19 protein-coding genes and 1 riboswitch are annotated in these 20226 nt (G+C 39.7%); of the genes, 9 read left to right on the top strand and 10 right to left on the bottom strand.

Going from position 1 to position 20226, the window contains the following annotated elements:
• Positions 1-337: 337 nt before the first annotated feature.
• Positions 338-1066, bottom strand: coding sequence for a MerR family transcriptional regulator (locus MUN87_RS11220; RefSeq protein WP_439649623.1), 729 nt, complete (start codon positions 1064-1066; stop codon positions 338-340).
• A gap of 125 nt (positions 1067-1191) precedes the next feature.
• On the opposite strand from MUN87_RS11220, the gene MUN87_RS11215 reads away from it, so the two are divergent.
• Both MUN87_RS11215 and MUN87_RS11210 read left to right on the top strand, forming a co-directional pair.
• Entirely contained in the window at positions 1192-1917 is a 726-nt protein-coding gene (locus MUN87_RS11215) for an EcsC family protein (RefSeq protein WP_244740155.1), read from the top strand.
• A gap of 104 nt (positions 1918-2021) precedes the next feature.
• Positions 2022-2744: a hypothetical protein gene (locus MUN87_RS11210; RefSeq protein ID WP_244740154.1), complete on the top strand. Its 723-nt coding sequence runs from the start codon at positions 2022-2024 to the stop codon at positions 2742-2744.
• 36 nt (positions 2745-2780) lie between these two features.
• Here MUN87_RS11210 and MUN87_RS11205 read toward each other — a convergent pair whose 3' ends face one another.
• From MUN87_RS11205 to MUN87_RS11195, 3 genes are all read right to left on the bottom strand, one after another.
• Complete coding sequence (locus MUN87_RS11205; RefSeq protein ID WP_244740152.1) at positions 2781-3197, bottom strand: DUF4395 domain-containing protein; 417 nt, start codon at positions 3195-3197, stop codon at positions 2781-2783.
• Between the two features lie 123 nt (positions 3198-3320).
• Positions 3321-4499, bottom strand: a complete 1179-nt coding sequence (locus MUN87_RS11200; RefSeq protein ID WP_244740150.1) for an MFS transporter — start codon at positions 4497-4499, stop codon at positions 3321-3323.
• Between the two features lie 102 nt (positions 4500-4601).
• Entirely contained in the window at positions 4602-5312 is a 711-nt protein-coding gene (locus MUN87_RS11195; RefSeq protein WP_244740148.1) for an HAD family hydrolase, read from the bottom strand.
• A 196-nt stretch (positions 5313-5508) separates the two neighbouring features.
• Positions 5509-5589: riboswitch (ZMP/ZTP riboswitch) on the top strand.
• A gap of 53 nt (positions 5590-5642) precedes the next feature.
• Between MUN87_RS11195 and serC the strand changes: the two genes are divergently transcribed.
• Positions 5643-6722 (top strand): 3-phosphoserine/phosphohydroxythreonine transaminase, encoded by a 1080-nt coding sequence (serC, locus tag MUN87_RS11190; RefSeq protein WP_244740146.1) that lies wholly within the window; start codon positions 5643-5645, stop codon positions 6720-6722.
• Between the two features lie 135 nt (positions 6723-6857).
• Here serC and MUN87_RS11185 read toward each other — a convergent pair whose 3' ends face one another.
• Both MUN87_RS11185 and MUN87_RS11180 read right to left on the bottom strand, forming a co-directional pair.
• Complete coding sequence (locus MUN87_RS11185) at positions 6858-7394, bottom strand: GNAT family N-acetyltransferase (RefSeq protein WP_244740145.1); 537 nt, start codon at positions 7392-7394, stop codon at positions 6858-6860.
• A 164-nt stretch (positions 7395-7558) separates the two neighbouring features.
• Positions 7559-8059 carry a DUF4825 domain-containing protein gene (locus tag MUN87_RS11180; protein ID WP_244740143.1) on the bottom strand — a complete coding sequence of 167 codons (501 nt, stop codon included), beginning with the start codon at positions 8057-8059 and terminating at the stop codon, positions 7559-7561.
• 236 nt (positions 8060-8295) lie between these two features.
• Here MUN87_RS11180 and MUN87_RS11175 point away from each other — a divergent pair, with 236 nt between their 5' ends.
• Entirely contained in the window at positions 8296-9657 is a 1362-nt protein-coding gene (locus MUN87_RS11175) for an IS4 family transposase (protein WP_244740141.1), read from the top strand.
• Between the two features lie 185 nt (positions 9658-9842).
• Positions 9843-10250: a preQ(1) synthase gene (gene queF, locus MUN87_RS11170; protein ID WP_244740139.1), complete on the top strand. Its 408-nt coding sequence runs from the start codon at positions 9843-9845 to the stop codon at positions 10248-10250.
• A 37-nt stretch (positions 10251-10287) separates the two neighbouring features.
• On the opposite strand, the gene MUN87_RS11165 is transcribed toward queF, so the two are convergent.
• From MUN87_RS11165 to MUN87_RS11155, 3 genes are read right to left on the bottom strand one after another with little or no spacing between them, the layout of a single operon-like run.
• Positions 10288-10764 (bottom strand): DinB family protein, encoded by a 477-nt coding sequence (locus tag MUN87_RS11165; protein WP_244740137.1) that lies wholly within the window; start codon positions 10762-10764, stop codon positions 10288-10290.
• Between the two features lie 24 nt (positions 10765-10788).
• Positions 10789-11784 carry a FecCD family ABC transporter permease gene (locus MUN87_RS11160; protein WP_244740135.1) on the bottom strand — a complete coding sequence of 332 codons (996 nt, stop codon included), beginning with the start codon at positions 11782-11784 and terminating at the stop codon, positions 10789-10791.
• Complete coding sequence (locus MUN87_RS11155; RefSeq protein WP_244740133.1) at positions 11784-12809, bottom strand: FecCD family ABC transporter permease; 1026 nt, start codon at positions 12807-12809, stop codon at positions 11784-11786. The genes MUN87_RS11160 and MUN87_RS11155 overlap by 1 nt, the downstream gene beginning before the upstream one ends.
• A gap of 184 nt (positions 12810-12993) precedes the next feature.
• Between MUN87_RS11155 and MUN87_RS11150 the strand changes: the two genes are divergently transcribed.
• Positions 12994-13986, top strand: coding sequence for an iron-hydroxamate ABC transporter substrate-binding protein (locus tag MUN87_RS11150; RefSeq protein ID WP_244740131.1), 993 nt, complete (start codon positions 12994-12996; stop codon positions 13984-13986).
• A 907-nt stretch (positions 13987-14893) separates the two neighbouring features.
• Here the strand turns inward: MUN87_RS11150 and MUN87_RS11145 are convergent.
• Positions 14894-16246, bottom strand: coding sequence for a hypothetical protein (locus tag MUN87_RS11145; protein ID WP_244740129.1), 1353 nt, complete (start codon positions 16244-16246; stop codon positions 14894-14896).
• A gap of 312 nt (positions 16247-16558) precedes the next feature.
• Between MUN87_RS11145 and MUN87_RS11140 the strand changes: the two genes are divergently transcribed.
• The 3 genes from MUN87_RS11140 to MUN87_RS11130 all read left to right on the top strand — a co-directional run bounded on the left by MUN87_RS11140 (position 16559) and on the right by MUN87_RS11130 (position 20193).
• The gene (locus tag MUN87_RS11140) at positions 16559-17314 is read left to right on the top strand and encodes a DeoR/GlpR family DNA-binding transcription regulator (RefSeq protein ID WP_244740127.1); all 756 of its coding nucleotides are present in this window, start codon (positions 16559-16561) and stop codon (positions 17312-17314) included.
• A complete protein-coding gene (gene pfkB / locus MUN87_RS11135; RefSeq protein ID WP_244740125.1) occupies positions 17311-18237 on the top strand; it encodes a 1-phosphofructokinase in 927 nt (308 codons plus the stop codon). The genes MUN87_RS11140 and pfkB overlap by 4 nt, the downstream gene beginning before the upstream one ends.
• 81 nt (positions 18238-18318) lie before the next feature.
• Positions 18319-20193 carry a PTS fructose transporter subunit IIABC gene (locus MUN87_RS11130; RefSeq protein ID WP_244747953.1) on the top strand — a complete coding sequence of 625 codons (1875 nt, stop codon included), beginning with the start codon at positions 18319-18321 and terminating at the stop codon, positions 20191-20193.
• Positions 20194-20226: the final 33 nt, after the last annotated feature.

The raw sequence follows: 20226 nt of genomic DNA, 5'->3' as shown, positions 1-20226 counted from the left end.
AAGTTGTAGAGTCCACATCCTAGCGTAGGCCAACCACGGAGACTCCCGCGGGATTATGCAGGCGCTGAAGATCCACTTTGTGAAGCGATCTTCTTCACAAAGTTAGCTTCAGCCGTGCCCCGCAGGACGCGGAGTGGTTGGCCGAAGTGGTATCCCAGCACATTAAATATCTCAATATGGATGCTTGGCAGCGATGGCTTGTTGACATAATCCATATTATAGGTAGTTGTATATCATTTATTTCAATTAGGAGAGGGCGGGTTATGCCTGATTTTTCTAAATGCTATTAAGGTATACTACAGAGTAACACCTGTATGTCCTGGTCATTATCACTTATTTATTTTCCTTGGTTTCCGAACACAACCATTGCTTCACTCATAAATTGGGCTAGCCCTTCGCCGAATTGGTCAATATTCTTAGTGAAACGCTCATCTTCAACATACATTCTGCCAAGGCCTTGAAAAGCTTCGAGAGAATAAGTGGAGAAATGATGATTGAGAAAATCATACCATTTCTTAATCGACTCTTGAGCATGAGCGGATGCAGGGTCTTGATCACGAATGGATGCCAGTTCCCAGTAAATGTTGTTCATTTCTTGCTGTGTAGCTTCGGTCATACCTGCTGCTTTTCGATTCGCTTCATTAACCTTTTTATCTCCCCAACGTTCTCTTGCCTCTTTTTCATAAGGATTTTGACTGAAATCGAATCCTTCAAATTTTTCCTTTTTGCTCATTTTATAAGCTCCTTTCTCATTTTTAATCGTTTTGTTAATCGTTTCAAGCATTGTTTCAATGTTTTCACGTTTGCTGACAAGCATGTCCCGTTGCATTTCTAATGCCTCTAGCCTGTCGTAGTCATCGCTTGTCATAATGGTTTTAATCTTTTTTAATGGAAAATCTAATGCTCGAAAGAACAGAATTTGCTGAAGGGTGTTTAAATTTTCTTCAGTATAGATTCGATAGCCACTTTCTGCAGATTTTGCAGGTGATAGGAGGCCGATCTTATCATAATGATGTAAGGTTCGAATGCTAACCCCTGTAAGTTCAGCTACTTCTTTTACTTTCATACTTATCACCCTTTCGATATAAGAATATGCTATGACGTAACGAGAGAGTCAAGCAGAATTTGAAACTTTTTTGGCACATCTTTCGTACATTATGGTGAAAAGCAAAGAATGGAGCGTGGGCAAACATGAAGCAATATGAACAACAAGCCTATCAAGAGCTACTTGAATGGGAATTGCAACTTCTGAAAAGTAAAAGCAGATTTCAGCAATTATCCAAAAAAGCACAGAATAAAATGAATAGTTATATACCAGAGAGAGCGCATCAAGTAATGACAGAAGCGATCAAACAAATGGTGAAAACGACTCTGGTTGGTTCTGATTTTACCACAAGAAAACGATACACCGGAATATCCCTGGAAGACATGGAAAAATTGGTCGATCAGAAATTAGTTAGTTACCGTAAAACAGCAATGCTTGAAGGTGCAGGGACTGGTGCTGGTGGCATCTTACTTGGTCTCGCAGATTTTCCTTTGTTACTTTCAATAAAAATGAAATATTTATTTGAGGTGGCAGCTATTTATGGGTTTGATACGTCTTGTTATGAAGAACGTCTCTATATATTGCATGTTTTCCAGCTTGCTTTTTCAAATGACGATAAACGTAGAGAAGTTTATCATATCGTAAAGAATTGGGAAGAGGAGAAGGAGCGGATGGTTGATATGGATTGGCGGGTCTTTCAGCAGGAGTATCGGGACTATATTGATCTGGTAAAAATGCTGCAAATGATTCCCGGATTAGGCGCAATTATCGGGGCTTATGCAAACTATAACCTTCTAGATCAATTGGGGAAAGTGGCGAAGAACTGTTACCGACTCCGTGTACTGCCGGATCAGGATTTGCGATTGGAGTAAGCTTAATTTGTGGCGGGAATAATTCTGAAATTTTTTGCAGGATTTTGCCGTTTCTTCTCGAATATTAGTATAGAGAGTAAGTTACTTGAGAGAGGATGAAGAATATGAACAAAGACGATTCGAATGAGGTCGTGCATCTTTCCCGGCGAAAGGGACAATTGGCCGAATTTCATCATGGTGAATCGATGTCAGAAGAACTGCGGGATCAGTTATTAGTACATGTATATCTGAAATTTGTCAGACAAACGTACGAAGCATTTTACGAACAATTGGAGCCTGGATTTCTTGAATTTGCAAATGATTGTGATGTTCCACCGGATAAATACGAACCAATCCTCGAGAATTTGTTTTGGTGGCGCCTCCTCTATGAACAAGCTTTAGAGCCTTCCTTTACTCATTTCCATCAATTTATCACGCATAATAATGAATATTTTCAGGAATACCCTGTTTTGAAATCATGGTTTTTGAATTGGCATGAAGCTGTTCCAGCCTATTACTTTGTCGGAAATCAAATAGGCAAGAACGGATTCGTTGCAGTCGAAATTGAAACAGAGAAAACTGTAGAGATTTTCCTCCCATTACCAGCGCACCAGCCTCCAAAGCAAGGATCCATTGTAACAGGCATTCTACTTCCCTTTTGTGACAATTTATATTTTCCTATTGTTCCATTCTATGAATTTGATATCCGCACACGAGAAGATATTGCACTTCATTTAAGACATTATTTAGAGGAGCTTAGCTATGAATCCGACCGCTATCAAGTGTTTGTGCGTATTTTTTCATCTTTATTAAAAGTGGAAGGCATTTCGTTAACGAATCGAAAATAAGAAAAAAGGCTCTTATGCCTTAAGGTGGTAAGAGCCTTAACTTTGATGATTTGTTTTTTGTTTATATTTCCACATCATATAACGGTAACGAATCGTACATCCGATACAATAGCCAGCTAATGCAAGTCCTGATGCTACTGCGACTATTACACTGAAAAAATATAAGAGCCAATTCATTCCGATAGAAAAACTAATCAGAGCAAGCCCAATACAGATAGTAGCAATCCATTGATTAAACAATTGTTGTGCTTTATCTTCCGGTGGATAGGCTGTAGCTGGTTTTCTTAAAAATGGTTTTCCTAACAGAATAATCGGATTCTTTTTGGTTATTAATGTGATCACCCCTGTTACGAAAGGTAAGACTAGTACAAATGGATGAACGAATATACCAATAAGTACGGTGAAAAGAATAAATGCCTGATTGAGTTGAACGAGTGGCTTAGGAATGGACATAAGAACACCTCATTTCTTTTATTCTTATTATACATAGTAACTAACTCGGAATAAAGGGGGGCTTATAACTTTCCTACCGAAAAAAAGACACAAGTATTTGTCAAATACCAGTGTCTACCTTCGTTATTGATGTGCCAACTTAGAATTGCTTTCATTCTGACGTAGATACAGATAATAAATGCCCAGAGCTAGCACAGACAAAATTATTCCAGCTACGTAGGGCAAGATAATAGCTACCCCATACAAAAATCCGCCAAGTGGTGGTCCGATAATGCGACCTAACGAATCAAAGGAGGAGAGCATACCAGTCACTTCCCCGTAACCAGACGTCGCTTTTTTTGTCAAAAGTGATGATACACTTGGTCGAATTAAACCGTTCCCTAATCCAAAAATGGTTAGAAAAATCGCTGCTGTAAGGAAGTCTTGCACAAATAAAATGAGTGCAAATCCGATAGCAGAAACAATAACGCCGATTTGGATTACTTTTCCTTCGCCTAATCTTTTGGTCAATTGTCCGACTAATCCACCTTGTACGATAGCGCCGGCTAGCCCCATAATCATAAAGATATAGCCGAGCTCTACTGTTCCTAAGCCTGCTCGGTCAAAAGCAAAATATGCAAAGGTTGCTTCTAGCCCAGCAAGCGAAACAGACACAAACCATTGCAACACATACAAGTAAGCCATTGGTGTTTTTAATGCTTTTAGCAATGATCTCCGTTTGGCTGGTGCAGTCACTTGCTCTGCCTTTTCTGGTCTCGTTTCTCTTAATACAATCGCTACTAATGCAAAGGTAATTAAGGAAGAAATGCCAGATAAGTAAAATGGAATAGCTAGATTACCGCTGGAAAACACTCCGCCAATAGCTGGACCAAAAATAAAGCCAAGGCCAACAGCAGCACCGATTATTCCCATTCCTTTACCGCGATCTTCTTCGGTGGTGATATCTGCTACATAAGCTGTTACAGTAGGCATATTAGCAGATGACAATAACCCGCCAATAATCCGGGCAGCAAATAACATCCATAACTGATTGGCAGTTGCTAATAAGAAAAAGGATAATGCTAAACCTGCAATTCCAATTAATAATACCGGTTTTCGACCAATTTTATCAGATATCCTTCCCCACATAGGTGAAAAGAGGAATTGCATCACGGAATAGGTGGCCATTAGCAATCCTAGTGCTAATGGAGAAGCGCCTAATTCCTCTGCATAAAATGGCAGTACCGGAATGATGATCCCAAAACCGACCATTACGAAAAACATGACGAGGAATAATACGGCTAAAACTTTTTTCGACTTCATAATTATCACTCCAAAATGAAAGGGCATAATCTAAGTGGGATTATGCCACTCGCTATAAATATCATACCTGTTTCTAAAATGGTAAGAGCCAGCAATCCGTCATCATGTGGAGTACCAGCTTCTTGCAGTTTTTAAAATGCCGTTCGGATGTTCCAATACATAATCTGCTTCAATGCTAGGATGCGATGCTTTTCGCATACGGTGATTTAACCAAACTGCTTGCCAACCGGCATGCTTGGCACCAGTGATATCATGTTCAAAGGAATCACCAATGTAAATGGTTTCTTGTTTGCGTAACTTCAATTTGTTTTCGATATGTTCAAAAACCTTTGCACTTGGTTTCGAGTGGCCGATTTCTCCAGATACAAATATATGATCGTCAGGTATCCACTTGTTTAACCCTAATTGTAAGACTTTCATGCGTTGGTGGGCAGATTCACCATTCGTCAGTACGGCTAACTGCTTTTTGTGATGGAAAAGCTTGTCCAGTAATTGTTTCATCGATTCAAATAACTGAATTTCTTTCTGTTCTGCCAAGTAGGTTTCTTGAAATTGTACGGCTTGTTCGTACGATAGATTAATATCAAATTCTTCGCATGCTTTCATGATCCGGTAAGTTTGTAAATCAAGAGCAGTGATTTCTCCGTTCATATACTGTTCAAATACTTCATCACTGTATTTTCTGCTCGTTTTATATAACAACGTCATATCGTTATCAGAAAAGGATTCACTAAAATGCTGATGAACGGCTTTATGAAATGGTTGCAGTTGATCATATAAGGTATCATCTACATCGAAAATAATGGTTTGCATACTATCCTTCCTCTTTCTCGATCGTTAATCTCATCTTGTTATTCTACCACACTTTGGATAGTGAAGCTGTTACGATTTTCGTACAATTAAAAGGCAGTCCTGTGTAATACAATAAAATTAGCCTGATTTAACAAAATTTTAAGATAAATTTCAATTGAAATGTCAGGGGAATATTGTTATAATTTTCACAAATAACATGGCTATGTGTAACTGGCGAGGATACGGAATAACCGTAAGGGAGCACATAGTATCGAAGCCGCTCGCCTGGGCAAAGGTAAGGATACAGTCCTTACCTCTTTCTATTTACTATCAATTGAGGAGTGTGGTTAGATGAAACGAGTACACAATTTTTCAGCTGGTCCATCAATGTTACCATTAGCCGTATTAGAAAAAGCACAAGCAGATCTGCCAGATTATCAAGGATCTGGAATGTCAGTTATGGAGCTTAGTCATCGCTCAGGACTTTTCACAGATATTATTACTAATGCTGAAAAGCTATTGCGTGAATTAATGAATATTCCGGATCATTATAAAGTATTGTTTGTTCAAGGCGGAGCATCCCAGCAATTCGCTGCTGTACCTCTTAATTTAATGAAAAATGGTAAAGCAGATTTCGTTAACACCGGATCTTGGTCCAAAAAGGCAATTAAAGAAGCTAAGAAATACCTTGATGTTAACGTCATTGCATCGTCTGAAAATGAGAATTTCACGTATATACCGACTGTTCATAAAGATATGATTGACCCAGAAGCGGATTTTGTTCATATTACAACCAATAATACGATTGAAGGTACTGCGTATCATGAGATTCCTGATACCGGAAATGTACCATTGGTAGCGGACATGTCTTCTAATATTTTATCCGAAGAAATCGATGTTTCTAAATTCGGCGTGATTTATGCCGGGGCCCAAAAAAACATTGGTCCGGCAGGCTTAACTGTCTTAATTGTACGTGAAGATTTAATTGGGAATGCCACGCCGCAATGTCCAACCATGCTTGACTATCAAACGCATAGTGACAGTGACTCCCTGTATAATACACCGCCTACCTATGGCATTTATATTGCCAAGCTTGTTTTTGAATGGTTAAAAGATTTAGGCGGATTGCAAGCAATGCAGGCAAGAAATGAAAAGAAAGCAGCCTTGTTATATGATTATATCGCTGTTTCTGATTTCTATAGCTCTCCAGTAAAAGAAGAGAGCCGTTCCATTATGAATATTCCATTTATCATTCCTGGCCGAGATCTCGATGGCGAATTCGTGAAAGAGGCTCAACAGGAAGGGTTAGAAACATTAAAAGGACATCGCTCTGTTGGCGGTATGCGCGCAAGTATCTATAACGCAATGCCAGTAGAAGGCGTCGAGGATTTGATCGCGTTTATGAAGAAATTTGCAGAAAATCATCAGTAGTGTTTAAATTTAGTAAACAAGAATGCTCGGATTTAAAATCCGAGCATTTTCTTTATGACCATATTGCAATACAGTCCCACTTTAGATCATCCATTTTACTATACAGGTTAGCAGCTTGGGATGGAGTGGGTTTTCTTAGCTTTTATGCCTCACCGACCATTCATTCTCGAGAATACTCATTTCCCATAAGCTCCAATACTCGTCACCAATTTTTCGAGCGTCTCTTCGTAGACCCTCTTTTATAAAGCCTGCTTTTTCATAGCAGGTAATGGCCGGGTGATTAAAGGAAAAGACACCGAGGCTGACACTATGTAAATGGAGCTCAGCAAATGCTATCGAAAGAATTTCGTTGATGATTTGTTGTCCAGTTCCTCTTCCTCTGCTGCTTTGATCACCAACTAAAACTTTTCCGATTCTTGCTGATTTATTTTCTCTGTCAACGTTGCCTAACGAAATATGTCCAATGACTATTCCCGTTTCTATGTCTTTCACGCGATAAATATATGTTTGCGATTTTTCTTTGTTAGCATCTTTAAGGTAGTTATCTAGTTGTTGCTCATCGAGAGGAAAATGAAAGTGCGGACCTCCCCATTGCATTAGAAATGCTGGAGAATCGATCCAATTAATTAATTGTTGAAAATCGGAACGGTCGAAAAATTGTAATTCAATCATTTAAACCCGCCTTTTCTTTTTATCGTCTGGAATACCCCCACTTTAAGATTCGAGAGATAAATAAGTGGTGGGTAAACGAACGATAACTTCCGGATTAGTTTTCGCTAGCAATCAGTGAGGGTCAAAACCCTCGCTTATTGAAGTCTCACTTTATAATAATTTCTTTATTGCAAGAATAGTTGATTGATCTTGTTCTCATCTTTCAATTGTTTTTGCACAAAGGTCGTTACTTCTTCTTCATTGGTGAAATCACTTAATGGCTTATCGAACGCAGTTTGTAGGTCTTCCTTCGATAGTTTATATTCATCGTTTTCATCACCAAATTTAAAAGTAACCCATTCAGCATTTTCGATTAAAGCAAATAGAAAGGTAGCGTTATAAATTGCAGTTTCTTTATATTCCTTTTCGAGCTCTGTTGCTTCCAGTTCATTGTAGGTAATAGTCATTCCATACGGTTCTTCTTTTGTTTGCAGAGAAATTTCTTTGAATTCCTTGTTATGTTGTAAATGATTAATGATCGCAATAACGGCACTGTTATCACCAATTACAGAGTTGTTATATGTAAAGATGTTTGATTGACTTTGTACTTCATTATTAGAACTGCATCCAGTGAATAGAAGGGCTGTTAACAAAAAAATGAGAAGGTATTTTACAGATGTTTTCATATCCCATCACTCCTTTTTGAATGGCATCACTTGCCTTTTAGTTGAGAAACTATCTATATATTAACATAACTCAACTTTCGCAGCTAGAAAAAAGCACTCAATATAACTAGCTGCAAAGCTTATTACTGTTCAAATATGGTCATTGACAATCGAATTAGGTATAAAAAAACACCTCAACATTTGGTATAGTGTAATTGACGAGAAAACACTACCAATACAGAAGAGGTGTCTCCTATATGATAGCGAATAATGACCTAAATAAGCAACTACCAAATGAATTAAAATCAACATTTAGAGAATTGGACGTGTTTAAACATCTTAGAAAAGCTGGTATTACAAAGTCTGTAGGCTTTACTTGTGCCTATCTTTTTCAATTGATTTTTTGTTTGATCTTTGAAAATAAGAACTGGTATCAAGTACTTCAAAGTACCAAAGCGAATGATTGTCCAGAAAAGAATGCCGTCTATCGTTTTTTAAACAAGTCAACATTTGCTTGGAGAAGGTTTTTACTGTTTCTAAGTGCTCATACCATTGGAAAAGTAACCAACTTAACGAGTCATGATCGCCCGAAAGTATTGATTGTAGATGATTCTTCGTATGATCGTAATCGCAGTAAATCGGTTGAATTATTAGCGCGCTGTTTTGACCATGCATCCCAAAAAATGCGCTTCTATAAAGGGTTTCGTATGCTGACTCTTGGCTGGTCAGATGGTGCCACATTCATTCCAGTGGACTTTTCTTTATTGAGCTCGAAGAAAAGCCAAATTAATGGTATATCATCAAAAGTTGATAAGCGTAGTTCCGGTTATAAACGCAGAGTAGAAGCATTACAAACCGCACCTGAGCAACTACCAGGTATGGTTAAACGCGCAATGAATGCCGGTATTGATGCTTCCTATGTGCTGATGGACTCTTGGTTCACGTATCAGCCTCTCGTTAAGGAAATAAAAGAGCAAGGACTTGAGGTCATTGGCATGGTAAAGAACTTGAAGCAGCGTTACCTTGTGAATGGCCAACGTGTAAGCTTAAAGGAACTTTATCGTTTTGCGAAACCAACAGGTGGAAAGAAAAGCATTCTTCGTTCGATTCATACGACACAAGCGAATGGCGTGCCTATTAAAGTGGTCTTTGTGCGTAATCGAAATAAAAAAAGCGAATGGTTAGCTATTTTAAGCACCGACTGTACCCTAAGTGATCAAGAAATCATTCGTATTTATGGGATACGCTGGGACATTGAAGTTTTTTTCAAAACAACAAAGTCTCTTTTGAAACTCCAAAAAGAGTTCCAAAGTCGTTCATATGACGGCTTAATTAGTCATACGACCATCGTATTCGCACGATATATTATTCTCTCGTGGCAAAACCGATGTAGCACAGATGAGAGAACACTTGGCGGCATGTTTTATGAATTAAGTGATGAAGTTCATGATCTTGATTGGGCTGTGGCACTTCAGCAGTTGATCGAGCTTCTTGAAGATGCCTTGAAACAGAGCAACAAGAAGGTACAAAAATTAATCAAAAGTCAAGTCCAACACTGGATCGCAGGCTTACCCAACTATATCAGGGCTTACCTGCCTATTTCAGTGTGCGAAAGTTGAGAACATAAAATTACAATGGTGTTATTCATATAAAAAATTTTCAACCATGGCAATAAGCATAACTAGTATTTAATCGCTGTTTTCTACATTGCTATTTTTAGCGTGCTTTTGGTATAATACATGTTTGAATATAAATTAAAGCAGTTCGTAACCATCCTGCTTAACCAAAACTAGGGGGAATAACGATGTCAGAGAATTATTATTTACCACGTTCCGGACCGATGCCACGCCCGAGTAGTGTGGATGAAGGAAGAACAGTTTTACAGCAAGAGGCTTTTGATGCACCAAATGTACAGAATATTACATTTCGTGCTTTGGAGTTCACAGCAGTTTGTCCGAAAACGGGACAGCCTGATTTCGGTAAGGTGGAAATTTCCTATACACCACGTCATAAATGTATTGAATCCAAGTCCATGAAATTTTATTTGTGGTCGTTTCGTGATCATGGCGCATTTTGTGAATCATTAGCTGCACAAATTGCAGACGACATTATGTGGGCTATTGAAGCTGAAACCGTCAAAGTGACCGTTTATCAAACAGCTCGTGGAGGCATTGAATTAACCACTGAAGCAATAAGAGAATATCAAGGATAAAAAGAACCGGCACTTCTAAATGAAGTGCCGGTTTCTATTATGCATTACTTTGCTCTTGAGTTGGTCCCATAACTCCAGGAACTGGTAAACCAGCCTGGCGAAGCAGAACGGTCATTTGACCACGGTGATGTGTCTGATGATCAATTAATGTACGAAGCATATTGCCGCGTGTTGTCTTGCCGGCAAAGCTTTCAAATTCTTCGCTTAATTGGTCATCCGTCAACTGTGATTCTACTTGCTGTTGGATATCCTCTGCCATTTGTTTGTAAGCTGCAACGATCTCATCAGCTTTTTCTGGTACTTGCTTAGGATCGCCACCTTGTACTTTCAAACCTACAATACTCGCAAAAAATGCAGGAGAGGTTGCTAAGTGCCAACCGAGCCAGCCAAGTGTGCTATGGCCTTCTACAATCGCTTGATTGAGCTTTTCATCTGATATAGACTCTAATACTTGAACCGTTCCTTGCTGAGCATTTTTCCAATCAGCAATAAAATCTGATACTTTTCGATACATGTTTATCACTCCTGTTATAATAGTTTAAGACTTCATCAATAAGTAAACAAAATAACTTCCTCCGATTAACGAGACAATAATCCCAACTGGAATTTCTGAAGGCGAAAGAATGTTTCTCCCTATCGTATCTGCCACTAATAAGAGTAGAGCACCCAGAAGAGCTGATGTAAGCAACATGTGATGGTGTCTTGCGCCTACTAGTTTTCTTGCTAAATGGGGGATGACAAGCCCAAGAAATGCAATCGCTCCTCCAACAGCCACACTTGCGCCTGCGAGTGCGACAGCTATCACAAGTAAGAATATCCGTTCTTTTTCGACATTTGCACCAATTCCCTGTGCTGTTTCGTCTCCTAAATGCAGTGCATCTAATGTGCTGGCTTTATAAAAAGCAATTGGCAACAGAATTACAATCCAAGGAAGAAGTGCTAACGTATAGCTCCAGTCAGTGCCAGCTATGTTCCCAGTTAACCAAATTTGTGCTTTGGTAAAATCATCAGGATCCATTTTTAACTGGAAAACGATGATGAGCGCTGAAAAAGCAGCATTGATCCCAATCCCGACTAGAATTAACCGGATCGGAGATACCCCATTCTTCCATGATATCAGATAAATTAAGGCAGCTGCCAATACGGCGCCTCCAAGTGCTGCCAGTGGCAAAATGAACACAGTGGATGTAAGGCTGTTTTGTGTTAAATAGATAAACAAGACAACCGCAAATCCAGCACCACTATTAATTCCAAGGATACCAGGGTCAGCTAAATCATTGTGGGTCACACCTTGTAAGATAGCACCCGAAATAGCCATTCCTGCTCCTATCAGCAACGCAATTACGATACGAGGTAAACGGAAGTCAAACAAGACGAGTTGATTTTGATCTGTACCTTGTCCGATCATTGTCCTCCATACATCTATCGGTGAAATACTCATTGTGCCTAAGTTTAAACTAATTAAAATAGTCAGGATAAGGCCTGCCGTCAAGCCTAATAGCCAAAGGCTAGTTCTTTTTGTTCTAGATATCATTACAATCCTCTCCCTTCACGTCTGGCAAGATAGAGGAAGAAAGGAACCCCAACTAATGCTGTCATTGTACCAATGGGAGTTTCGAAAGGTGGATTGACCATACGGGAAGCTGTATCTGCCAAAACGAGCAAAAGAGCGCCCAATACGGCGGCGGCAGGTATAATCCACTGGTATTTTACTCCGACCAGAAATCGAGTAATGTGCGGGATGACAAGTCCAATGAAGCCAACGGTACCTGCTACGGATACTGCTGCACCAGTTAATAATAGTACAACAGTGGTGGCAATTATTTTGGTTAAAACGGTTCGTTGACCAAGCCCTCTTGCTACATCCTCACCTAAATTTAATACAGTGATAGATTTCGATAGTAACAATGCAAGAATAAGCCCGATAATGACAATAGGAGCTAATAATTTTACATGTATCCATTGAACACTTGCCACGCCTCCTGCATACCAAAAGCTCATATCCTTTGCAATATTAAAATGAATGGCAATCCCTGAGGAAAGCGCGCTTAACATCGAGGTAACTGCCGTCCCTGCTAATGCTAATTTTACCGGTGTAAGGCCACTTTTGGAAATCGTCCCAACGCCAAAAACGATCCCAGCGCCCAAACCAGCACCTGCAAAAGCCCAGATGGCAAGGGAAATAGTGGTAACCTGTGACGATATCGCCATTGCCACTGCAATCATGAAGCTCGCCCCTGCTGTTACTCCCATAATAGAGGGAGAGGCTAATGCATTTCTGGTCATACCTTGCATGATAGCACCTGAAACGGCGAGTGCTGCGCCAACAAGTGCTGCTGCTAAGCCACGAGGGATACGTAAATTTCGAATAATCTGATGTGCAGTCTGGGAAGGGTCGAATTGTGTAAGACTTTGCCATATGGTAGGCAAGTCAATATCTGCTGCACCATATATGATCGATAGAATCATAGCTGCCATAAGTAGTATAATTCCACCAAAAATGATCAATAATGCTAGTAAAGGTCTAGATTGCATGTTGTTATCTGTACGAATTGCCATCGAATAATACTCCTTACAAATTAGTGAGAACTGTTATCATTCTAGTATAAGGGAAAAAGATAAGGAATGGTAGTAGAAGATTATGCATATATTTTTAAAATTTATCTTGTAATTGAAAATGAAAATTGTTATCATTTAAAATAGCGTTTTATGCTAGATAGTATGAAGGGGGATTTATGTCAACATGGGAAAGCTAAAAAATAAATGGCTTGTTTTGTTAATGGCTGCTTTGTTAGTATTTTTGGCAGCGTGTGGTAGTGAAGAGGATGATAGTGCATCAGATTCATCTGGTGATAGCAATACGGAGGAATCCAATACAGAAGAATCTGAATCAGATACAAGAACAGTAACAGATGCGATGGGGCATGAAGTAGAAATTCCGGCAAATCCTGAGCGCGTTATTGCATCTTACTTAGAAGATTACTTAGTGGCACTTGGTATTACGCCTGTTGCACAATGGTCTGTAAGAGATGGATCAGATGTTCAAGGTTATTTACAAGGTGATCTGGGAGATGTGCTTACGATTCCTAGTGAGTTACCATATGAAGCTGTAACTTCTTTCGAGCCAGACTTATTAATTATGGATTCAGCAAGCATGGTAGAAGACAATAAATATGAGCAATATAGTAAAATTGCGCCAACATTTGTTGTAGGATCAGAAGAAAACAATGACTGGCGTGAAGAAATGAAAACAATCGGTACTGTGTTTGGTATGGAAGAAAAAGCAAATGAAGTTTTGGACGAGTATGAAGCAAAAGCAGCAGATGCTAAAGAACAAATCCAATCTGCTATCGGTGATGAAAGTGTTGCCGCTTTATGGTTATTTGCAGATACATTCTATATTGTAAGTGAAAACTTATCCAGTGGAGATTTATTATATAATGATCTAGGACTAACTGCTCCAGATGTAGTATCAGAGATTTCTGAGTCTACAACGGCTAACTGGTCTGAAATTTCTCTAGAGAAACTAGCAGAATTAAATGCTGATCATATCTTCTTGATTAACAGTCAGCAAGAAGAAGGATCTGCTATGTTAGAAGAGTCTATCTGGAAGAACATCCCTGCTGTAAAAAATGGTAATGTATATGAATACAGCCGGGAATCAAGCTGGTTATATACCGGACCAATTGCTAACAGTAACATGATTGATGACGCATTAGATAAATTAGTTGAATAATAATAAAAAGCCGCTGTCTTCAAGGAGACAGCGGCTTTTTATGTTCTAAGCAAAGAAAATATATAAGTACAGTCGTAGAAGTAATCATGCTGAATAGGAAGATAGGTTCCTATTTATGTCAAGCCGCTTTATGCTTAGTGGTAATTTTGAAATGATTCATGTGCTGGGATACCGTTCCGTCCAACCACTCCGCGTCCTGCGGGGCACGGCTGAAGCTAACTTTGTGAAGAAGGGCGCTTCACAAAGTGGATCTTCAGCGCCTGCATAATCCCGCGGGAGTCTACGTGGTTGGCCTACGCTAGGATGTGGACTCGACAACTTTTGTAAGAGAAAGCATATTGATCACTGTATATATAACAGCAATTGAATGAATAACATAATGCCTAGATCCACTGCTTTTAGCTGTTCCATATGATGTAGAACTTCCCTAAAGCGTAGTAAATAGGCGGAGACTCCCGTGGAATCAGCGCGAGCTGAAGATCCACTTCATTTGTGCCTGTGTCTTCTAGTATCGCTTCGAGGTAAGCTTCCTCGGCACAAGGCAGCACAGATGTATTTCAAGTAGTAGCCTAGCTGAAGCCTGCCCACAGGACGCGGAGCCTATTTCCGGAGCTTTGCAACGCAGATAAAATATATCAAAATGTTCATTCTGCAATACAGCCTTTGTTTGCATAATCCATATTATAGGTAGCGATATAATTCAATTGGGTAGGAATTTATCACGGCGCTAACCGTACGTCATACCCCCACTTTAAGATTCGGGAGATAGATAAGAAGTTAAGTGGGGGATAAACGAACGATAATTCCTGATAATTTTCGCTACTAATCAGTGAGGATATGAACTTTCACTGATTGAAGTCTCACTTTATTGATAATTCGAAAAAGGCTAGCCGGGCGACAAACGGACTTATATACAGAGATAAGCCAGCAATATTCCAAGTGCCCCGAATACTGCCGAGTAAATCAAATTGTAATAAGTGATATAATACGGACTTTGTTTCAGGCTCATGGATGTAATCGTGACGACGAGGCCGTAAGTACCGATTGGTACAGTGGACACGCCGCCAATAATGAGGCTGATAGCAAGACTTAATGGGCTGAGGATATCCATTAGCATCGTACTAATTCCACTCAAAATCCCCATTGTGGCGACAGGATGGACACCAAACATACTTAAAATTACGAACAACAGCTGAATCATTATTAAAATCAAAATTGGATAATCGGACACGTAAATAATTGGCTCCTGCAGCATCGTCAAAGCAGGTGATTCATTCAATGTATTGGTAAAAAGAGCAAGTGTAATAAATAGCACCACGAAATTATCCATATGATTGACGCTGTTTTTCCATCGTTGCCATCCGATAGTCCAGAAACTTTTCCATCTGCCAATTACGAGTGCCCATAAACAGGCAAATGGAAAAACGAGTAAGGTAACCGAGACGATAAATTCCACGTCAAAAATAACCCCTATTAAAATAACCAGTAATAAAAACGAACACAACGCAATCACTAATTGTACAATTTTTGACCGATTTTGACCGTTTTGTTTTCCGGCTATTACTTTCTCTTGAACTGGATAAGCATATTTTTTGAAATAAAGTCTTCCCCATAAGCTGTCTAATACATACATCACAACGGTGATCAACACCATTAATGGCATCAATGTCGTATAGCTTACCCCTGTAATGAAAATCCCCATTGCCAGTAATACTTCTAAAGGACTCCAGGGTAAAGCTAATGAATAGCCTCTTAAAGTTGTCATCATAATAAACTTGTTGGCTGTCTTTTTGACGACAGGCTTCAAGTTATCCACTAATACATCTTGTGCAATGGTTGCAGAAGATACGTTTAAGAATGCAGTTAACGACATCATGGTGGTTGTACTTCTTTGATAGAGCTGCCCTAAGTGTTTGACGTTACCACGTAATAAGTGCTGCATTAACCTGTCGTAACGACCAGCAGTTACGATGCTGTTCATCCATGGTAAAACAGCCAGAAGTGTTAACAATGACAAGTTATCTCCAAGTAAAGGAATGACTTGATTGACCGATAAATCAGTAGAAAAATACATGGCAATACCTGCAATAGTGAAGGAAGCGCCAAGTATTTGAAATAATCTTGATGCTCGCCTAAAGCTGATTAACAGCATAATCAAGGAAAGTACGCCTAAACAGTAGGCTAGAGCATCACTCGGAAAAAAGATCGAAAAGATATGTAAACCAAACACGAAAATCAAAAATAAGAATAAATAGCGCATAGTAATCCTTCTTTCCATATCATCTCTAGCTATCATAACATAATTAACTTGTGCAATAGTGATTGTTTTTGATTGAATGTGATTGACAATGACTGATTTTGAATGTATATTGAGTGTAAGCGATTAACGAATTAGTGATTTTATCACGGCGCTAACCGTCCGTAATACCACCACTTAAGATTCAAAAGATAAATAAGAAGCTAAGTGGGGGATAAACGGACGATAACTTCCATATAAGTGTCGCTAGCAATCAGTGGGGGGGCAAACTCCTGCTGATTGAAGTCTCACTTTATAGATAGAGGATGATCCCATTTGTTAACTATAGAACGGCAAGAATTAATTTTATCTCTTTTGAAAGAACAAGATGTTGTTACCGTTAAACAATTCTGTGAAACGGCCAATGCTTCTGAATCAACGATCCGCAGGGATTTAACGGAGTTAGAAAAGAAACAGTATATTAAACGTGTGCATGGAGGTGCCTCTCTATTAAAAAAGAAGAGAGAGGAGCCTACCATTCTAGAAAAATCAACCCAGCATCAGCACGAGAAAAGCATGATTGCCCAAAAAGCAGCCTCTTTTATTGAGCAAGGAGACACAGTATACCTAGATGCGGGAACCTCCACAATGGAATTAATCCCATTCTTAGCGGATAAGGAAGTTGTTGTCGTCACAAACGGTATTCCACATGTGCAATTATTAATCGAAAGTGGTATTGAGACATATGTCATTTCAGGGAAGGCGAAGAAAGGAACGGCAGCATTAATTGGCACGAAAGCAGTTGATGCGATTAAAGAATTTCATTTTGATAAGAGTTTTCTTGGGATTAATGGGATTCATCTTGAGCAGGGCTTAACAACCCCCGACCCAGAGGAGGCAAGTGTGAAACGGACAGCCATTGCACAATCACAGGCAAGCTATATGTTAGCAGACCCATCGAAATTCGGAGAAATTGCATTCGCGAATGTTGCACAGCTTTCAGAAGTTAGCATTATCACAACAAACGGCATCTCACAAGAGCAACTAAGAGAAATACGTAAGCAATCAACGTTGGAGGTAGTAGAAATATGATTTACACCATTACATTAAATCCAGCAATTGACTATGTCGTAAAGGTTAATTCCTTTGAGAAAGGCGGGATCAACCGCAGTCAATATGATTACAAAGAAGCGGGTGGAAAAGGAATTAACGTATCCCGCGTGCTGCAACAGTTTGGTCAAGCCTCGACAGCACTGGGATTTGTCGGTGGATTCACTGGTAAATTTATCACCGATAGTTTAACAGAGATGAAGATTCCGTATGACTTTGTCCAGTTGCAGCAAGATACACGGATTAATATGAAAATAAAAACAGAAACAGATGAAACAGAAGTAAATGGTCTTTCACCGACAATTGGAGAAGCAGAATACCAAGCATTACTAGCCAAACTAAAACATTTAAATGAAGGTGACATCGTTGTTTTGGCAGGGAGTTTGCCACATTCACTTTACAAAGCTGTATATCGTGAAATGGTTTCACTATTGCATGAGCAAGGAGCACTGGCGGTATTAGATACCAGTGGGACACCGTTAAAGGAAGCAATTCAAGCGAGTCCTGCTTTCATCAAGCCCAACCACCATGAGTTAGCGGAATTGTTTGAGGAAGAAGTACGTGAGGATCATGACATTGTTCGGTTGGCTAATCGTCTGCATCAGGAAAACGGTATTAATCATGTCTTAGTATCGATGGCAAATGCAGGTGCTATTTATGTTGGTGATGGCGGAATATTCAAGTTGCATGCACCAAAAGGTAAAGCGGTTCATTCGGTTGGTGCAGGAGATTCTGCGGTAGCTGGTTTCATCTACAAATGGAACGATACAAAAGATGCCAGGAAAGCTGCAACGTATGCAATTGCAGCTGGCAGTGCAACCGCATTTTCTAAAACACTTTGTACGCAAGCGGAAACGGATGTACTACTAGAACAGGTTGAAGTAATAGATTTATCACAGCGCTAACTGTCCGTAATATCCCCACTGATTTGAAGCCTCACTACTCAATAGAATTATAGAATTTGCAACAAGAAAGGATGAATAATGATGAGAATTACAGAATTGCTCGGTAAAGAGTTGATTATATTAGAGGCAGAAGCCCAAACGAAAGAGCAGATTATTGAAGAATTAGCAAATCAGCTTGGCAACAATCATTATTTACATGACCAGAAACAGTTCACACAAGCGATTTGGGATCGTGAAAACCAGACTAGTACCGGAATTGGAGATCATGTTGCCATTCCACATGCCAAGACAAAAGCGGTGTCCAAGCCTGCAATTGCTTTTGCCAGATCCAAGGATGGTATTGATTATGATTCATTAGATGGTCAGCCGACCCATTTATTTTTTATGATAGCAGCAAGTGAAGGTGCTAATAATGATCATTTACAAACATTATCAAGATTATCAACATTGTTAATGGATGAGGACTTTCGTAATCAACTAATGGAAGCGAATTCCATAGATGAATTAATAGAAATGGTAGATGCAAAAGAACAAGAAAAACTGGGTGAAGAGCTTGCAGACAATAGCAGTTCTAGTGAGGAAAAAGGACCGGAAATTTTAGCAGTGACTGGCTGCCCGACTGGTATTGCCCATACGTATATGGCAGCTGACGCATTGAAAGATAAAGCAAAAGCATTAGGGGTCTCGATAAAAGTAGAAACAAATGGTTCTGATGGTGTCAAAAACCGTTTGACAGCAGAAGAAATTGAACAGGCAAAAGCAATTATTGTTGCTTCTGATACAAAAGTGGAAATGGAACGTTTTGCTGGGAAACAAGTGTTACGAAAAGCAGTAACAGACGGAATTAGAAAGCCGGAAGAATTGATTCAAACCGCAATAAACGGAGAGGCATCTGTCTACCAAAGTGAGGGTGGCGGTGAAGGTGCAAGCTCTGGAGGCAGCAGATCAGGATTTTATAAGCACTTGATGAATGGTGTGTCCAATATGCTTCCGTTCGTCGTTGGTGGCGGTGTACTAATTGCGATTTCTTTTTTCTTCGGTATTCATTCAGCTGAGCAGGGTCATGAACAATATAATGAATTTGCCGCGGCTTTAAAAGCGATTGGCGGTGAGTATGGCTTTGGCTTAATGGTTGCTGTCTTAGCTGGTTTTATCGGGATGAGTATTGCGGATAGACCTGGTTTTGCACCAGCTATGATCGGTGGTTTTATGGCATCAAGTGGTGATGCTGGATTTTTAGGTGGTTTGGTTGCCGGGTTCCTAGGTGGTTATGTCGCATTACTTGTAAAACGTCTGCTTAAAGACTTGCCAAAATCGTTTGATGGGATTAAAACGATCCTTTTCTATCCTGTCATGAACATTTTTATTACTGGACTGATTATGTATGTATTGATTGAACCGATGGCCTCTATTATGTCAGGACTGGAATCTTGGCTTGGTGGATTAACTGGTGCTAACGCCTTGTTACTAGGCTTGATTTTAGGTGGTATGATGGCGGTTGATATGGGTGGACCAATTAACAAAACCGCCTTCACATTCGGAATTGCCATGATCGAAGCTGGTAACTTAGGTCCGCACGCAGCGGTAATGGCAGGTGGGATGGTACCGCCATTAGCACTTGCCCTAGCAACGACGTTTTTCCGTAAAAAGTTCACCAAAGAAGAACAAGATGCTGGAAAAACCAATTATGCCTTAGGTGCCTTCTTTATCACGGAAGGGGCTATCCCGTTTGCTGCAGCAGATCCCGGACGTGTTATTCCGTCGATTGTAGTAGGTTCTGCTGTTGCTGGAGGATTATCGATGCTGTTTGGTGCAGGTTTACCAGCTCCGCATGGCGGCGTGTTTGTTATTCTGGCAATAGAAGGGAATAGCTGGTTGTATTTGCTTGCTATTCTAATTGGAGCAGTTATTTCAGCGTTAATGATCGGGTTTTGGAAGAAGCCCATTCAAAAATAACTAAAGTGAAAGCTATTCTGCTGTTGCGGAATA

This window comes from Gracilibacillus salinarum (assembly GCF_022919575.1).
In the GTDB taxonomy this organism is placed as follows: domain Bacteria; phylum Bacillota; class Bacilli; order Bacillales; family Amphibacillaceae; genus Gracilibacillus; species Gracilibacillus salinarum.
The sequence above is the reverse complement of the archived record's forward strand: the minus strand, read 5'-3'. Positions and strand labels throughout refer to the sequence as shown.

Excerpts from the sequence above, each read along its gene's own strand:
- MUN87_RS11220 (WP_439649623.1), bottom strand. The coding sequence starts at position 1,066 with ATGAAAGTAAAAGAAGTAGCTGAACTTACAGGGGTTAGCATTCGAACC.
- MUN87_RS11215 (WP_244740155.1), top strand. The coding sequence starts at position 1,192 with ATGAAGCAATATGAACAACAAGCCTATCAAGAGCTACTTGAATGGGAA.
- MUN87_RS11210 (WP_244740154.1), top strand. The coding sequence starts at position 2,022 with ATGAACAAAGACGATTCGAATGAGGTCGTGCATCTTTCCCGGCGAAAG.
- MUN87_RS11205 (WP_244740152.1), bottom strand. The coding sequence starts at position 3,197 with ATGTCCATTCCTAAGCCACTCGTTCAACTCAATCAGGCATTTATTCTT.
- MUN87_RS11200 (WP_244740150.1), bottom strand. The coding sequence starts at position 4,499 with ATGAAGTCGAAAAAAGTTTTAGCCGTATTATTCCTCGTCATGTTTTTC.
- MUN87_RS11195 (WP_244740148.1), bottom strand. The coding sequence starts at position 5,312 with ATGCAAACCATTATTTTCGATGTAGATGATACCTTATATGATCAACTG.
- serC (WP_244740146.1), top strand. The coding sequence starts at position 5,643 with ATGAAACGAGTACACAATTTTTCAGCTGGTCCATCAATGTTACCATTA.
- MUN87_RS11185 (WP_244740145.1), bottom strand. The coding sequence starts at position 7,394 with ATGATTGAATTACAATTTTTCGACCGTTCCGATTTTCAACAATTAATT.
- MUN87_RS11180 (WP_244740143.1), bottom strand. The coding sequence starts at position 8,059 with ATGAAAACATCTGTAAAATACCTTCTCATTTTTTTGTTAACAGCCCTT.
- MUN87_RS11175 (WP_244740141.1), top strand. The coding sequence starts at position 8,296 with ATGATAGCGAATAATGACCTAAATAAGCAACTACCAAATGAATTAAAA.
- queF (WP_244740139.1), top strand. The coding sequence starts at position 9,843 with ATGTCAGAGAATTATTATTTACCACGTTCCGGACCGATGCCACGCCCG.
- MUN87_RS11165 (WP_244740137.1), bottom strand. The coding sequence starts at position 10,764 with ATGTATCGAAAAGTATCAGATTTTATTGCTGATTGGAAAAATGCTCAG.
- MUN87_RS11160 (WP_244740135.1), bottom strand. The coding sequence starts at position 11,784 with ATGATATCTAGAACAAAAAGAACTAGCCTTTGGCTATTAGGCTTGACG.
- MUN87_RS11155 (WP_244740133.1), bottom strand. The coding sequence starts at position 12,809 with ATGGCAATTCGTACAGATAACAACATGCAATCTAGACCTTTACTAGCA.
- MUN87_RS11150 (WP_244740131.1), top strand. The coding sequence starts at position 12,994 with ATGGGAAAGCTAAAAAATAAATGGCTTGTTTTGTTAATGGCTGCTTTG.
- MUN87_RS11145 (WP_244740129.1), bottom strand. The coding sequence starts at position 16,246 with ATGCGCTATTTATTCTTATTTTTGATTTTCGTGTTTGGTTTACATATC.
- pfkB (WP_244740125.1), top strand. The coding sequence starts at position 17,311 with ATGATTTACACCATTACATTAAATCCAGCAATTGACTATGTCGTAAAG.
- MUN87_RS11130 (WP_244747953.1), top strand. The coding sequence starts at position 18,319 with ATGAGAATTACAGAATTGCTCGGTAAAGAGTTGATTATATTAGAGGCA.